Raw genomic sequence first — 14,028 nt, 5'->3', positions numbered from 1 at the left:
TGGTGAACAAGGCCCCGTGCCGCGCAAATCTAGTAGAAGGCGGCCGCGTTGTTCGTCAGGACGATGCGCAGCGCGATGATCGCCAGCAGGACGACCAGCGGCGCAAGGTCGAGGCCCTGCATTGGCGGCAGGATGCGCCGGACCGGGCCGTAGAGCGGTTCGAGGATGCGTTGCAGCATGTACCAGACCTGGGCCACGAACTGCTGCCGCAGGTTCAGCACCTGGAAGGAAATCAGCCAGCTCATGATCACATGGGCGATCACGAAGAACCACACCACGTCGAGGATCAGCATCAGGATCTGATAAAGGGACTGCATGGTCATCTTCCTTTTCCGCGCGCCTCTTCACCTAAGACCGCTTCGGAAAAAGGGCAAGTGTGCGCTTGCCTGCTGCGACGATCCCCTGTCTTATCGCGGCAAAACAAGGGGCCGGGCATGGCGGAACTCTCGCAGAAAAAGCGCATCTGGGGTTGGTGGTTCTTTGATTGGGCCAGCCAGCCCTATCACACGCTGCTCGTCACCTTCGTCTTCGGCCCCTATTTCGCCGCCGTCGCGGCGGAGCGGTTCATCGCCGCGGGGATGGCCGAAGAGGCCGCCAAGGCGCAGGCGCAAAGCACCTGGGCCGTGGGGATGCTGGTTGCCGGGCTGATCATCGGCATCGGCGCGCCGTTCATCGGGGCGATGGCGGACATCTCTGGACGGCGCATGCCCTGGATGGTGGCGTTTTCGCTTATGTATGTCGCCGGGTCCGGGGCGCTGTGGTGGACCACGCCGGATGGCGCGACGCTGTGGCCCATGCTCGCCTGCTTCGTGATCGGCTTCATCGGTGCGGAATATGCGCTGATCTTCATTAACGGCCAATTGCCCGACCTTGGGACGGCGGAAGAGGTGGGGCAGATTTCCGGCTCGGGGTTTGCCTTCGGCTATCTGGGCGGGTTGGTCTCGCTGATTGTGATGCTGCTGCTGTTTGTCGAGCAGAGCAGTGGCAAGACGCTGATCGGGATCGACCCGATTTTCGGCCTGGACGCGGCGGAGCGCGAAGGCACGCGCAGCGTCGGGCCATTTTCGTCGCTGTGGTATGCGGTCTTCATGATCCCCTATTTCCTGTGGTACCGCGACCGCCCGCGCACCGGTCAGCGTGCGACGCTGGCCAAGGCGCTGCATTCCGTCGTCGGCTCGATCGCCAGACTGCGGCACCGGGGCAGCCTGGCGGCCTATCTCGGGTCGTCCATGTTCTATCGCGACGCGCTAAATGGTTTGTACGCCTTTGGCGGCACCTATGCGGCGCTGGTGCTGGAGTGGCAGCTGACCGCCATCGGCATCTTCGGGATCGTTGCCTTGATCTCGTCGGCGCTGTTCTCCTGGGCGGGGGGCAGGCTGGAGACCCGGTGGGGGCCGAAACGCGTGATCATTGTCTCGATCTTCATCCTCATGGCGGTCTGCACCGTGATCGTGGGTATGTCGCGCGAACAGCTTCTGGGCATCCCCTTTGCCGAAGGCTCCAAGCTGCCGGACGCCATCTTCTTCGGCTGCGGCGCCCTGATCGGCGGCATGGGCGGCGTCCTGCAATCGTCCAGCCGGTCGATGATGGTGCGCCACACCGACCCGGCCCTGCCGACCGAGCATTTCGGGCTTTACGGGCTGTCGGGCCGCGCCACCGCATTCCTTGCGCCGTCGCTGATCGCGCTGGTGACAACGATGAGCGGCAGCACGCGCATCGGCGTGTCGCCGGTGATCGGGCTTTTTGCAATCGGCCTGATCCTGCTAGTCTGGGTGAAACCGGAAGGAGACCGCGCCTCATGAACCTTGCCCGACTCGCTGCCTGCCTTTTGTCCCTGTCGCTCGCACTCCCCGCCCAGGCCGAGCCCCTAGCCAAGCAGCTCTTCGGGGCGAAGTCCACGCCCTCGCGGCAGCAACCGGCGGCCTATGGCAGCTATTCCAAGGGGTGCATGGCCGGGGCGATGCAGCTGCCCGAGACGGGTCCGACCTGGCAGGCGATGCGGCTGTCGCGCAACCGCAACTGGGGAAATCCGGTGATGATCTCGTTCATCCAGGATCTGAGCGCCTTTGCCGCCCGCCAACCGGGCTGGCGCGGGCTGTACATCGGCGACATCAGCCAGCCGCGCGGCGGGCCGATGGTGTCGGGCCATGCCAGCCATCAGCTGGGGCTGGACGCCGATATCTGGATGCTGCCGGCCGCGCGGGTCGACCTGTCGCGGCAGGAGCGCGAGGGGCTATCGTCCATCGATGTCACGCAGAACAAGGAAGCCTATACCAATCGCAACTGGAGCTCGGCCCATCACCAGATCCTGAAGGCCGCGGCCTCGGATCCGCGTGTCGCGCGCATCTTCGTCTCGGCCGGGATCAAGCTGCAGATGTGCAATGACGAGAGGGGCGATCGCAGCTGGCTGCGCAAGATCCGGCCCTGGTGGAAGCACAATTTCCATTTCCACGTCCGCCTTGCCTGCCCGCGCGGGATGCGTGGCTGCGTCGATCAGGATCCGCCGCCCGCAGGCGACGGCTGTGACGACGCGCAGAAATGGGTCAACGACATCCTGAACCCGCCGCCGCCGCGAAAGCGCGACCCGAACGCGCCCAAGCCCAAGCCGCGGCGCGAATACGTCCTGGCCGACCTGCCCAAGCAATGCGCGGGCGTGCTGCGCGCCGACTGAGGCCTTGCGCCGAAGCCCGTGACGGTCTAGATGCCGCGTCGCCCGCCGGTCTGGCGGGCCAAGTCGCCGCAACCTTGTCAAAAACGGGCATTCGTCATGAACCGAACCTATCTTCCCGGCATTCTTGCCATGGCCGCCATCGTCGTGGCCTCGAACATCCTCGTCCAGTTCCTGTTCGGCCAATGGCTGACCTGGGGCGCGTTCACCTATCCCTTTGCCTTTCTCGTCACCGACCTGATGAACCGCCTCTATGGCGCCGGGCCGGCGCGGCGGGTCGTCGCCGCCGGTTTTGCGGTGGGCGTCGTCTGTTCGCTGATCGGCACCCAGATCGTCGGGGAGTTCGGGCCGCTGGTGACCCTGCGGATCGCCATTGGATCGGGGACCGCCTTCCTGGTGGCGCAGATGATGGACGTCGCGGTCTTTTCGGCCCTGCGCGATGGCGCCTGGTGGCGCGCGCCGCTGGTCTCGACGCTGGTGGGGGCGACGCTCGACACCGCGCTGTTCTTCTCGATCGCCTTTTCCGCCGGGCTGTCGTGGATCGAGCCGGCCAACGATGTCGCCTGGGCAAACGAGACGCTGCCCCTGCTGGGGGTCGGACCGATGGTGCCGCTGTGGGTGTCGCTGGCCGTGGCGGACTGGTCGGTCAAGCTGGGCCTCGCCCTGATTGCGCTGGTGCCCTTCCGCCTGATCGTCAAGCGGCTGCGTCCGGCGGCGGTCTGAGCCGGGCCGCGAGGTTTCCACAGGGTTAAACCGCACAAGATTTGTGCAGATTTTCGGCAACGGAAGAGCGCTTTTCCGGCGGCCCCAAAAAAATCAATTGACCGTTAACGGAAACATGCGAGCATCGAAGGTATTGGCAACAACAGAAAAGGAGGTGATCCAGTGTCGAGAAAGGTATTGGAGCAAGGTGTCGGAACAGATCGGGAGGTGGCCGTCTGAGGCAACCCCAGGCGGCAAATTCGCCCGCTCTGACCACTTAAGGTCTAACCGACCTTCCTCCTAAGAACTTTCGATAAGGGCCGTCCGAACATTCGGGCGGCCCTTTTTGACCGCCCCGGGTCGCGCTATCTTACCGTCATGCTGCATATTTCCGATACCGTCGCGATTCAGGACTGGGAGCTGACCGAAAGCTTCATGCGCGCCTCGGGCCCGGGCGGGCAGAACGTCAACAAGGTCTCGACCGCGGTCGAGTTGCGATTCGAGGCCGAGCGCTCGCCCAGCCTGCCGCCCGCGGTCAAGGCGCGGCTGAAGCGGCTGGCGGGGCGCCGCTGGACGCAGGACGGCGCGCTGGTGCTGCAGGTCGACAGCACCCGCAGCCAGGCGCGCAACCGCGAGATCGCCCGCGAGCGGCTTGCCGAACTGATCGCGCGCGCGCTGGTCGCCCCCAAGCGGCGGATCGCCACCAAGCCCACCAAGGGCTCGATCCGGCGGCGGCTGGACGGCAAGACACAACGCGGTGAAATCAAGGCCTTGCGCAGCAAGGTGCGCGACCCCTAGGAAGGCCTTGCAGCATCGCGGGCGTTTTCGGAACGCCCTGCGGCGGCCTTTGTGAGGGGATGAGCATGACACCGGGCGCAAAAAACCTGATCACCGACGTGGCCGGACTGAAGGTCGGAAACGCTTCGGACACCGCCTTGAAATCGGGCGTCACCGTGTTGTCTGCGGACACGCCCTTTGTCGCCTCGGTGCACGTGATGGGCGGAGCGCCCGGCACGCGAGAGACCGACCTGCTCGCCCCCGACAAATCGGTGGCGGCGGTCGATGCCCTGGTGCTGTCGGGCGGATCGGCCTATGGGCTGGACGCCTGTTCCGGCGTGGTCGACGGGCTGCGGGCGCGCGGGCGCGGCTTTCGCGTGGGTGAGGCGGTGATCCCGCTGGTTCCGGGCGCGATTCTCTTCGACCTGCTGAACGGCGGGCAGAAGGACTGGGCCGAGAACCCCTATCGCGCGCTGGGACGCGCCGCCTTCGAGGCGCTGGACGAGGATTTCGAACTTGGCACCGCCGGCGCCGGGACCGGGGCGCTGAGCGCCATGGTCAAGGGTGGGCTGGGGTCCGCCTCGCTGGTGCTGGACAATGGCGTGACGGTGGGGGCGCTGGTTGCCGCCAATCCGGTGGGCGCGCTGACCACGCCGGGCGATCGGCACTTCTGGGCCGCGCCCTTCGAGATCGGCGATGAATTCGGCGGACTGGGTCCTGACCCCAAAGGGGGCCTCGGCCGCGACATGGACAGCCGCAAGATGCGGGCCATGCGCGGTCAGGCGGGAGAGCGCGCGAATACCACCATCGCCATCGTCGCCACAGACGCCACCCTGACCAAGGCCGAGTGCCAGCGCATGGCGGTTGCCGCCCATGACGGAATCGCCCGCGCCATCGTGCCGGCCCATACACCGACCGATGGCGATCTGGTCTTTTCGCTCGCCACCGGCGCGCGGAAGGTCGACGCCGAAGACCCGCGCGCGCTGTCGCTGATCGGCCATGCCGCCGCGCTTTGCCTGGCCCGCGCCATCGCCCGCGCGGCCTATCTTGCCCGGCCCGAACCCGGCGACCTTCTGCCCTGCTGGTCCGACCGCGCGGCAAAGTGACCGTTGGAAACACCCCCCGGACTGCGCTAGAACCAACCCAACGCCACAGTTGGAGAAGCCGAATGTCCCGTATCGCCGCCACTCTGATCGCCGCCCTTGTCGCCGCCCCTGCCCTGGCCGAAGGCGACGCCGCCAAGGGCGAGAAGGAATTCAACAAGTGCCGGTCCTGCCACGAGGTGGTTTCGGATTCGGGCGAGGTGATCCAGAAGGGCGGCAAGACGGGCCCGAACCTCTGGGGCGTGGCAGGCCGCAAGGCTGGCAGCGTCGAGGGATTCAAATACGGTGCCGATCTGGTTGCGGCGGGCGAAGCCGGCCTCGTCTGGGACGAGGAAACCTTCGCGGCCTACACCCATGACCCGACCGGCTTTCTGAAAGAGCATACCGGCAACAGCAAGGCCAAGGCCAAGATGACCTTCAAGCTGAAGTCGGGCGGCGAGGACATCTACGCCTATCTCGTCAGCGTCAGCGCAAAGTGACAGCGGCGTTCATCCCCGCCTGGATCGACGGCGTCCTGACGCCGGCGGACAAGCTGGATGCACATGTCAGGGGGCTGCGGCACAAGGCGGTTTCCGTTTTCGTGCTGCGCGACGGGGCCATGTTGCTGCAACGCCGGGCCCTGGGGAAGTATCACACCCCGGGCCTCTGGGCGAACACCTGCTGCACCCACCCGCATTGGGGCGAGAGCGCAGCGGACTGCGCCCGCCGCCGGCTGGCGCAGGAGCTGGGCATCCGAGGGCTGACCTGCGAACATCGCCACCACCTGGAATACCGGGCCGAGGTCGGCAACGGGATGATCGAACACGAGGTGGTCGACGTCTTCCTTGCCGAGGCGGGGCCCGAGCTGCGCCTGGCGCCGGATCCGGCAGAGGTGATGGAAACGCGCTGGGTCTCTCACGATGCGCTCCACGCCGAAGTGGCGCAGTGGCCCGAACGTTTCACGCCCTGGTTGCGGATCTATCTGGCCGACCATGCCGACGCCATCTTTGGACCCGCCTTCGCCGCCGGCTGAGGCTTGCACCCGCGCGCACGGGCTGCTTTTAGTCGGACCGGGGGGATCATCCTATGACCATATTGATTGCCGGCGGCGGGATCGCCGGGCTGACCATGGGCCTGACACTGCATCAGATCGGCGTGCCCTTCCGCATCTTCGAAAGCGCGGCCGAGATCCGGCCGCTGGGGGTCGGGATCAACCTGCAGCCCAATGCGGTGCGCGAGCTTTATGATCTGGGGCTGAAGGACGGGCTGGAGCGGATCGGCGTGCGGACGCGGCAGATCGGGTTTCATACCAAGCACGGTCTGCTGATCTGGGAAGAGCCGCGCGGCCAGTGGGCGGGCTATGCCTGGCCGCAGTATTCGGTGCACCGGGGCGCATTGCAGATGATGCTTTACCGCGACCTGGTGGCGCGGGCCGGGGCGGAGTGCATCGAGACCGGCGCGCGGGTGGCCGGGTTTGCGCAGGGCGAGGCCGGGGTCGAGGTGACCCTCGCCGACGGCCGGCAGATCACGGGCGATCTGCTGATCGCGGCGGATGGCATACGCTCGGCAATCCGGGCGCAGATGGTGCCGGACGAGGGCGAGCCGATCTGGAACGGACAGGTGCTGTGGCGTGCGACCACGCCTGCGGACGCCTATTTCGGCGGCGGGGCGATGGTGATGATCGGCCACGACTCGCTGCGGGTGGTCGCCTATCCGATCAGCGATCCGGATCCCGAGACGAATATCGCGACGATCAATTGGATTGCGGAAAAGCGGTTCGACACCACCGGCGGCTGGCGGCGGCAGGAGTGGAACCGGACGGTGGCGGCGGCGGACATCCTGCCGGATTTCAACGACTGGCGGTTCGACTGGATCGACGTTCCGGCGCTGATCACGGGGGCGGCCGAGATTTTCGAGTATCCGATGATCGACCGCGATCCGCTGGAGCGCTGGACCGAGGGCCGGGTGACGCTGATGGGGGACGCGGCGCATCCGATGTATCCCGTGGGGTCGAACGGGGCGAGCCAGGCGATTGTCGATGCCCGGGTGATCGGGGCGAAGCTGCTGGCGCATGGGCCGGTGCCGCAGGCCTTCGAGGCCTACGAGGCCGAGGTGCGGCCCGTCACGACCGCGATCACCGGGGCCAACCGCAAGGGCGGCGGGCCGGACGGGGTGCTGCAGCGGGTCGAGGACCTGTGCGGGGGGATGTATGAGGACATCAACGAGGTGATCCCGCATGCGGACCTTGCCGCGCATTCGGCGAAATACAAGTCGATCGCGGGATTCTCGATCGAGGCGCTGAACGCCCGGCCGGCGTTGATTCCGGCGGGGGCGAGGATGGGGTGAGGGGGCTGTTCCGGTAGAAGCATCCTAGCCGGGATGGCGATCAAAACATTAGAATCACTTGCATTTCCTTTAGTGACTGTCTGGCATATCATTTTGAGGCGGAGACTTTAGTTACTCCTACAGGAGAGCATCAGATTTCCCTCACCCCATTGGCCGATAAGTCTTCGGCCCGAACCTCGTCGCCGTTAAGTCTTGACAAACTTGTTGCACTGGACCGAAGACCCTCTCATCAATTGTCGCTCCGAGTTTGAAACATTGGCCATTTTCCAGGCTACGGCAAAACCTGCGGCATCAATGATCTGTTCCTGCCGCCATAACGCTCCATCTTTCGAAATGGCGATGTGGAAGTCCCTTCCTTCTACGATGCGTTGAATAACCTCATCCGAAATACGGCCGACCCGTTTACCCCCGGGCAGTCTAACAAGCCTGAATCCCACCCTGTCACCGCGAGAGCTGCGATCAATCTCCATAGGCAATTCCAAGCTCAATCCGTGCTCAAAAACAAAAAACACCCTATATGTAGTATAAAACAGCGTGCCGACTTGAGTGGACAGTTGAAAATACTCCTTTTCTTTGCGACTGAACTGGATGAAGATTTCCAACATCTTATCCCCGCAGAGAAACGACACTACAGGCTCCGACGATGACAAAACATAGTCGCCCAGGTCCCAATCACCTGATGCAGGACCCGTGGAAATCTTCCAATTCGGTTGCTGACTTGTTTGAGGTATGTTCCCGTCTGGCCCCAAAAGTGCATCAAAGCAAATTTTTGTAGCATTTATCTTTGAATCTTGCTCGGCGAACACATTTAAGCAGTCAGACCAAAAATTGTTTACCCCACGAAGCTCTTGGACATTGGCGGGTAGGAAAATCAAAGATATAAGAAGTGGAAGACTATATATGATAACTGAAAACAGCTTACTGATCGGCCCCTTACCGAGAGCTCTCTTCATGGTTAAGCTTAAAGCAACCGACACAACTAGCGACGGAAAAATAAGCAGGAGAATGTGTTTCAGCAGCATTGCATTTCGTCAATGGCGAGAGAGCCTTTGAACCTTAGAGTGCTGCGCAAATTTCAGTCAAGACGCTTCCGTGACCTGATCGTTAGAATATACTCACCAGGTCAAGATCGCATATACGGCCCGGTCATACAAATTTCCCAACGCAGTACATAAAACTTTGTAGGGTTTGAAGCCCCTACCGATGCAAGCGCATTCTATCGCTAACGCCTGAGATTTTAAGCGTCAAACACATCAATTCGGCGAGACCGAACGCCGAGAATTTTTTGGAGGTAAGTCATGGCGTCGTTGCAACTTAAGTAATTACTTGCCCCCCCTACCCGTCCTCGCCCAGCTTTGGCGCGGGGCGGTGAAGGGCCAGTTCGGCGTCGGAGAAGCGGAAGGGGGCGCGGATGCCGGGGACGCCGTCGAGGGTGATCTGCATGCCGCGGGCGACGACCTGGGGGTCGGCCATGACCTCGGCGAGGTCGTTGATCGGGCCCGCCGGCACGCCCTGCTTTTCGCAGGCGGCCAGCAGGTCGGCCTTGCTCCACCCCGCCGTGGCGCCGTTCAGGCGGGCGATCATCACGCGGCGGTTGGCGATGCGGTCCTTGTTCTTGAGGAACTCGGGCGCCTCGGCCATGTCCTCGAGTCCGAGCAGGCGGCAGAGCCGCTGGTATTGCCCGTCGTTGCCGGTGGCGATGATGATGAAGCCGTCGGCGCAGTCGAAGACCTCGTAGGGGGTCAGGTTCATGTGGGCGTTGCCCATGCGGCCCGGCGCGACCCCGGTGGTCAGGTAGTTCAGCGCCTGGTTGGCCGTCACCGCCACCGCCACGTCGAGCAGCGCCATGTCGATGTGCTGGCCCTTGCCGGTGGTTTCGCGCTGGTGCAGGGCGGCGAGGATGGCGGTGACCGAATAGACCCCGGTGAAGATGTCGGTGATCGCGACCCCGGCCTTCTGCGGCTGGCCTTCCGGCGCACCGGTGATCGACATCAGCCCGGACATGCCCTGAATGATGAAGTCATAGCCCGCGCGATGGGCATAGGGACCGGTCTGGCCGAAACCGGTGATCGAGCAATAGATCAGCCGGGGGTTGACCTCTTTCAGGCTGTCGTAGTCGAGGCCGTATTTCTTCAGGCCGCCGACCTTGAAGTTCTCGATCAGTATATCGGCGTCCTTGACCAGCTCGCGCACGCGCGCCTGCCCCTCGGGGCTCGCGAGGTCGATGCAGACCGAGGCCTTGCCGCGGTTGGTCGAGTGGTAATAGGCGGCCGAGACATCCTCGCCCCGGGTCACGAAGGGCGGGCCCCAGGCGCGGGTGTCGTCGCCGTTGGGGGATTCGACCTTGATGACCTCGGCGCCGAGATCGGACAATGTCTGGCCGGCCCAGGGACCGGCCAGGATGCGGGCGAGTTCGACGACCTTCAGGCCGGCCAGCGGCGCGCTCACTTGGCGAGTTCGGCGTCGATCACCGCCTTGAATTCGTCATAGGGCATGTTCTTGACCAGCTTGCCGTTGATCACGAAGCTGGGCGTGGCGTTGATCTGGTCGGCGGCGGCGTTCTTCTGGAACCAGGCGACCAGGGTTTCGGCCTTGGTCTGGTCCTTGATGCAGGCGTCGATCTGTTCGTTCTCGAGCCCGGCCAGGCGGCCGATCTTCTTGAGCTCTTCGACGATCCCGTTCGGTTCTTCCGCGCGGGCCCAGGTGGACTGGGTCTTGTAGATCATGTCGGCGATGCCGAAGAATTTCTCGGGACCGCCGCAGCGCGCGATCAGCGAGGCCCAGAGGCCGTATTTGTCGAAATAGACGTCGTGATAGACCAGCCGGACCTTGCCGGTGTCGATGAAGTCGGCCTTCAGGCGCTTGAAGTTGTCCTGATGGAAGGCGGCGCAGTGCGGGCAGGTGAACGAGGCGTATTCCACGATGGTCACCGGCGCATCTTCCTTGCCGAGCGACATCTCGACGATGCTCGAGGTATCGACATCCGTGGCCTGGGCATTGGCGGGCGCCACCAGGGCGGTGCTGCCCGGCGTGTTGCCCGTCCAGGCGACATAGCCGACGGCGACAGCGAGGATGGCGGCACCGAGCAGTGCGAGTTTCCGGGTCATTCGGTTTCCCTTTTCAGCGTTTTGCGTTGCTTAATACGTTGCGGCCCAGGCGTTCAAGGGCCGCCCTCAGCCCCTCGTCCTGCACTGGCGCGACCGTCTGGCTGGCCTCACGGGCGGCGACGGGGTCTTCGGGGCGTTCGGGCGGGGGCTGGCGCGTGTCGAACTGGGCCTGGCCCTCGGCAAAGCCGGAGGGCGCGGTCTGGGTGATGCGCACGCGGCTGATGGCGTTGTAGCCGTAGACCGCGTTGATCCTGGCGCGGATCGTTTCCTTCTGCATCTCGAGCATCGGGGCCTGGGCGCCGGTGGTGAGGACGGTCAGCGTGGCGCCGAAGCCGCCGCGCCCGTAGCCCACGTTGACCGGGCGCGCGACGGCGGCGATGTCGGCGCCGACGATCTCGGCCCAGTGGGTCAGCACCCGGGCCACCGCGAAGCCCCGGCTTTCGCCGGCGCGGCGGATCTGGCCGTCGAGCACACTGGCGGTGCGCTTGAAGCCTCGGGTCGTGGACTGACGATGCGCCATCTGATGGATTCCGCCGCTGGTTGACCTATTGTAGAGAGCACGCTGGCGGGTGCCAGCAAAACCGCCGCCACGGGACATAAATAATGCGTGACGCAACCGCCGATCCCGCCGCGCTGAGCGCGGCCCTGCTTGACTGGTACGACCGCCATGCGCGGGCGCTGCCATGGCGGGTGGGTCCGGCCGAGCGGAAGGCGGGGGTGCGCCCGGATCCCTATCGGGTCTGGCTGTCCGAGATCATGCTGCAACAGACCACGGTGGCGGCGGTGACGGCCTATTTCCACCGGTTCACCCGGCTTTGGCCCAGTGTCGACGCGCTGGCGGCGGCCGAGGACGGGGCGGTGATGGGGGAATGGGCGGGGCTAGGATATTATGCGCGGGCGCGCAACCTGCTGAAATGCGCGCGTGTCGTGACGGGTGAGCATGGCGGGGTGTTTCCCGACGACCATGCCGCGCTGTTGGCGCTGCCGGGCATCGGCCCCTATACCGCCGCCACGATCTCGGCCATTGCATTCGACCGGCCGGAGACGGTGATGGACGGCAATGTGGAGCGGGTGGTGTCGCGGCTTTATGACATCCACACCCCGCTGCCGGCGGCCAAGCCCGAACTGCATGCGCTGGCCCGCGCGCTGACGCCGGCGCAGCGGCCGGGCGATCATGCGCAGGCGATGATGGATCTGGGCGCGACGATCTGCACGCCGCGTTCGCCGGCCTGCGGCATCTGTCCGCTGCGCGACCCCTGCGCCGCGCGGGCGGCGGGCACCGCGCCGCTGCTGCCGCGCAAGGCCGAGAAGAAGGCCAAGCCGGTGCGGCAGGGCAGCGTCTATATCGCGCGGCGGGCCGATGGGGCGCTGCTGCTGGAACGGCGACCGGACAAGGGGCTGCTGGGCGGAATGCTGGGCTGGCCCGGGTCGGACTGGGGCGAGCGCGTGGAAGAGGCGCCGCCGGTTGCGGCACAGTGGCAGGTGCTGCCGGGCGAGGTGCGCCACACCTTCACCCATTTTCACCTGATCCTGCAGGTGCGCCATGCCGAGGTGGAGGCCGGGTCCGCGCCCGAGAGGGGCGCGTTCCTGGGGCAGGACGCTTTCCGGCCCTCGGATCTTCCTACGGTGATGCGCAAGGCCTATGATCTGTGGAGAAGCGGGGCAGCGCACGGTCCCGGAAGGGCGGATTAACCAGAGACACATAGGACATGGCGATCAACCGACATCTGGAGTTCGACATGATCCCGCCGGAAACGCTTGCCCGCTGGCAGAACGTCCTGCCCTTCGCCACCTCGTTCCTGCTGGTTCCGCTGCTGTGGCTGGGCGCCGTGAAGGGCGGGTTCTGGGTGCTGCTGGTCGTGGTTGTCACCTGGAACGCCTATACCGCGCTCGACAAGGTGCTGGGCCTGAACCTGGAGAACGGCGACCCGGAGACGGGTGAGGAGCATCTGACTGCCTACAAGGTGATCACCTGGGCCTGGGTGTCGGTGCAGGTGGTGACGCTGTTCAGCCTGATCTGGTATGCGACGCGGGCCGAACACCTCGACACGCTGGAGCGCATCGGCCTGTTCTTTGGCGTCGGCGTCGTGACCGGAACGATCGGGATCAATTACAGCCACGAGCTGATGCACCAGAAATCGCGGTTTGAACGCTGGCTGGGCGATATCCTGCTGGCGATGGTGATGTACTCGCATTTCCGGTCGGAACATTTGCTGGTGCATCATACCTGGGTCGGCACGCCGCGCGATCCGGTCAGCGCGCGCTATGGCGAAGGGTTCTGGCGGTTCTTCGGGCGGGTGCTGGTGCAATGCGCCAAGTCGGCGTTCCGGGCCGAGAAGGCGCAGCTGGCGCGAAAGGGGCTGGCCTGGAGCGACCGTTCGAACCCGTTCTTCCGCTATTGGGCGTTGCAGGCCGTCTTCCTCGGGCTGGCCTTCGCCTGCGGGGGTCTGGCGGGTGTCGGGCTGTTCCTGGTGCAGGCCTTCGTCGCGATCTTCCATCTGGAGATGGTGAATTACGTCGAGCACTACGGCCTGTCGCGCAAGCATCTGGGGAACGGGAAATACGAACATGTCCTGCCGCGCCATTCCTGGAACGCGGCGCACAAGGCGTCGAACTGGCTGCTGATCAACCTGCAGCGCCATTCCGACCACCACTACAAGCCGAACCGCCGCTTTCCGCTGTTGCAGAACTATACCGAAGACGAGGCGCCGCAGCTGCCGCATGGCTATGCGGTGATGACCACGCTGGCGCTGATGCCGCGGGTGTGGCGGCGGGTGATGAATCCGCGGGTGCGGCGCTGGCGGGCGATGTACTATCCCGAAATCACCGACTGGACGCCCTATAACAAGGGCGCGACGCCGATGCCCCGCTGACGCCATTCATCCTTCGTTAAGGTGCGGGTGCCACACTGCGGCATCGGCCGAGAAGGAGAGCGCCCGTGCCCCAGACCGCAGCCACGCCTGCGCAGCGGAAATGCCTGATTGTCGAGGACAGCACCTATGACCAGCGCATGATTGCCCGAGCGGTGCGGGCGGCGCTGTCCAAGGTCGAGCTGACGGTGGTGGCCAGCATCGAAGAGGCGCGCGAGGCGCTGGCGACAACGCCGATCGCGCCGATCCTGCTGGACAACAACCTGCCCGACGGGAAGGGGGCCAATTTCGCGCTGGAACTGGCGCAGGATGCCCGGCTGGGCGCGATCCCGGTCATCATGGTGTCGGACTGGCCCTCGCCCTTCATGTGGCAGAAGGCGGAACTGGCCGGGGTGCACAGGGTCTTTACCAAGACCGAATTCAATGCCGCCGTCTTCTCGGCCGCCCTGCCGAAACGGATGGCGCTGCACTGAGCC

At 64.8% G+C, this 14,028-nt stretch carries 16 protein-coding genes; 11 read left to right on the top strand and 5 right to left on the bottom strand.

Features of this window, described 5'->3' with window-relative positions:
- Nucleotides 1–29 precede the first annotated feature (29 nt).
- On the bottom strand, nt 30–317 hold the full coding sequence (locus ACFO5X_RS23235) for a YggT family protein (RefSeq protein WP_380722065.1): 288 nt from the start codon (nt 315–317) through the stop codon (nt 30–32).
- Between ACFO5X_RS23235 and ACFO5X_RS23230 the strand changes: the two genes are divergently transcribed.
- From ACFO5X_RS23230 to ACFO5X_RS23195, 8 genes are all read left to right on the top strand, one after another.
- Complete coding sequence (locus ACFO5X_RS23230; RefSeq protein ID WP_380722063.1) at nt 252–1,802, top strand: MFS transporter; 1,551 nt, start codon at nt 252–254, stop codon at nt 1,800–1,802. The two genes, ACFO5X_RS23235 and ACFO5X_RS23230, sit on opposite strands and share 66 nt — an antisense overlap.
- Entirely contained in the window at nt 1,799–2,671 is an 873-nt protein-coding gene (gene mepA / locus ACFO5X_RS23225; protein WP_380722061.1) for a penicillin-insensitive murein endopeptidase, read from the top strand. The genes ACFO5X_RS23230 and mepA overlap by 4 nt, the downstream gene beginning before the upstream one ends.
- Before the next feature lie 96 nt (nt 2,672–2,767).
- Nucleotides 2,768–3,391, top strand: a complete 624-nt coding sequence (locus ACFO5X_RS23220) for a queuosine precursor transporter (protein WP_380722059.1) — start codon at nt 2,768–2,770, stop codon at nt 3,389–3,391.
- A gap of 357 nt (nt 3,392–3,748) precedes the next feature.
- Nucleotides 3,749–4,168, top strand: coding sequence for an alternative ribosome rescue aminoacyl-tRNA hydrolase ArfB (gene arfB, locus ACFO5X_RS23215; RefSeq protein ID WP_380722057.1), 420 nt, complete (start codon nt 3,749–3,751; stop codon nt 4,166–4,168).
- Nucleotides 4,169–4,233: 65 nt separating this feature from the next.
- Entirely contained in the window at nt 4,234–5,253 is a 1,020-nt protein-coding gene (locus tag ACFO5X_RS23210) for a P1 family peptidase (RefSeq protein ID WP_380722055.1), read from the top strand.
- A gap of 62 nt (nt 5,254–5,315) precedes the next feature.
- A complete protein-coding gene (locus ACFO5X_RS23205; protein ID WP_380722053.1) occupies nt 5,316–5,729 on the top strand; it encodes a c-type cytochrome in 414 nt (137 codons plus the stop codon).
- Nucleotides 5,726–6,262, top strand: a complete 537-nt coding sequence (idi, locus tag ACFO5X_RS23200; RefSeq protein ID WP_380722051.1) for an isopentenyl-diphosphate Delta-isomerase — start codon at nt 5,726–5,728, stop codon at nt 6,260–6,262. The genes ACFO5X_RS23205 and idi overlap by 4 nt, the downstream gene beginning before the upstream one ends.
- Nucleotides 6,263–6,315: 53 nt before the next feature.
- Nucleotides 6,316–7,575 carry a flavin-dependent oxidoreductase gene (locus ACFO5X_RS23195; RefSeq protein ID WP_380722049.1) on the top strand — a complete coding sequence of 420 codons (1,260 nt, stop codon included), beginning with the start codon at nt 6,316–6,318 and terminating at the stop codon, nt 7,573–7,575.
- Nucleotides 7,576–7,760: 185 nt separating this feature from the next.
- Here ACFO5X_RS23195 and ACFO5X_RS23190 read toward each other — a convergent pair whose 3' ends face one another.
- The 4 genes from ACFO5X_RS23190 to ACFO5X_RS23175 all read right to left on the bottom strand — a co-directional run bounded on the left by ACFO5X_RS23190 (nt 7,761) and on the right by ACFO5X_RS23175 (nt 11,202).
- On the bottom strand, nt 7,761–8,597 hold the full coding sequence (locus ACFO5X_RS23190; protein WP_380722047.1) for a hypothetical protein: 837 nt from the start codon (nt 8,595–8,597) through the stop codon (nt 7,761–7,763).
- 313 nt (nt 8,598–8,910) lie between these two features.
- The gene (locus ACFO5X_RS23185) at nt 8,911–10,023 is read right to left on the bottom strand and encodes a CaiB/BaiF CoA transferase family protein (RefSeq protein WP_380722045.1); all 1,113 of its coding nucleotides are present in this window, start codon (nt 10,021–10,023) and stop codon (nt 8,911–8,913) included.
- Complete coding sequence (locus ACFO5X_RS23180; RefSeq protein ID WP_380722043.1) at nt 10,020–10,682, bottom strand: DsbA family protein; 663 nt, start codon at nt 10,680–10,682, stop codon at nt 10,020–10,022. Before ACFO5X_RS23180 ends, ACFO5X_RS23185 begins: the two co-directional genes overlap by 4 nt.
- 13 nt (nt 10,683–10,695) lie before the next feature.
- Nucleotides 10,696–11,202: a DUF721 domain-containing protein gene (locus tag ACFO5X_RS23175; RefSeq protein ID WP_380722041.1), complete on the bottom strand. Its 507-nt coding sequence runs from the start codon at nt 11,200–11,202 to the stop codon at nt 10,696–10,698.
- Between the two features lie 83 nt (nt 11,203–11,285).
- On the opposite strand from ACFO5X_RS23175, the gene mutY reads away from it, so the two are divergent.
- The 3 genes from mutY to ACFO5X_RS23160 all read left to right on the top strand — a co-directional run bounded on the left by mutY (nt 11,286) and on the right by ACFO5X_RS23160 (nt 14,025).
- Nucleotides 11,286–12,374: an A/G-specific adenine glycosylase gene (gene mutY, locus ACFO5X_RS23170; RefSeq protein ID WP_380722038.1), complete on the top strand. Its 1,089-nt coding sequence runs from the start codon at nt 11,286–11,288 to the stop codon at nt 12,372–12,374.
- Between the two features lie 47 nt (nt 12,375–12,421).
- A complete protein-coding gene (locus ACFO5X_RS23165; RefSeq protein WP_380722356.1) occupies nt 12,422–13,555 on the top strand; it encodes an alkane 1-monooxygenase in 1,134 nt (377 codons plus the stop codon).
- A 65-nt stretch (nt 13,556–13,620) separates the two neighbouring features.
- Nucleotides 13,621–14,025 (top strand): response regulator, encoded by a 405-nt coding sequence (locus ACFO5X_RS23160; protein ID WP_380722036.1) that lies wholly within the window; start codon nt 13,621–13,623, stop codon nt 14,023–14,025.
- Nucleotides 14,026–14,028 lie beyond the last annotated feature (3 nt).

Origin of the sequence: Seohaeicola nanhaiensis (assembly GCF_042654245.1) — a bacterium.
Lineage (GTDB): Bacteria > Pseudomonadota > Alphaproteobacteria > Rhodobacterales > Rhodobacteraceae > Seohaeicola_A > Seohaeicola_A nanhaiensis.
This window is presented reverse-complemented; position numbering and strand designations above follow the sequence as displayed.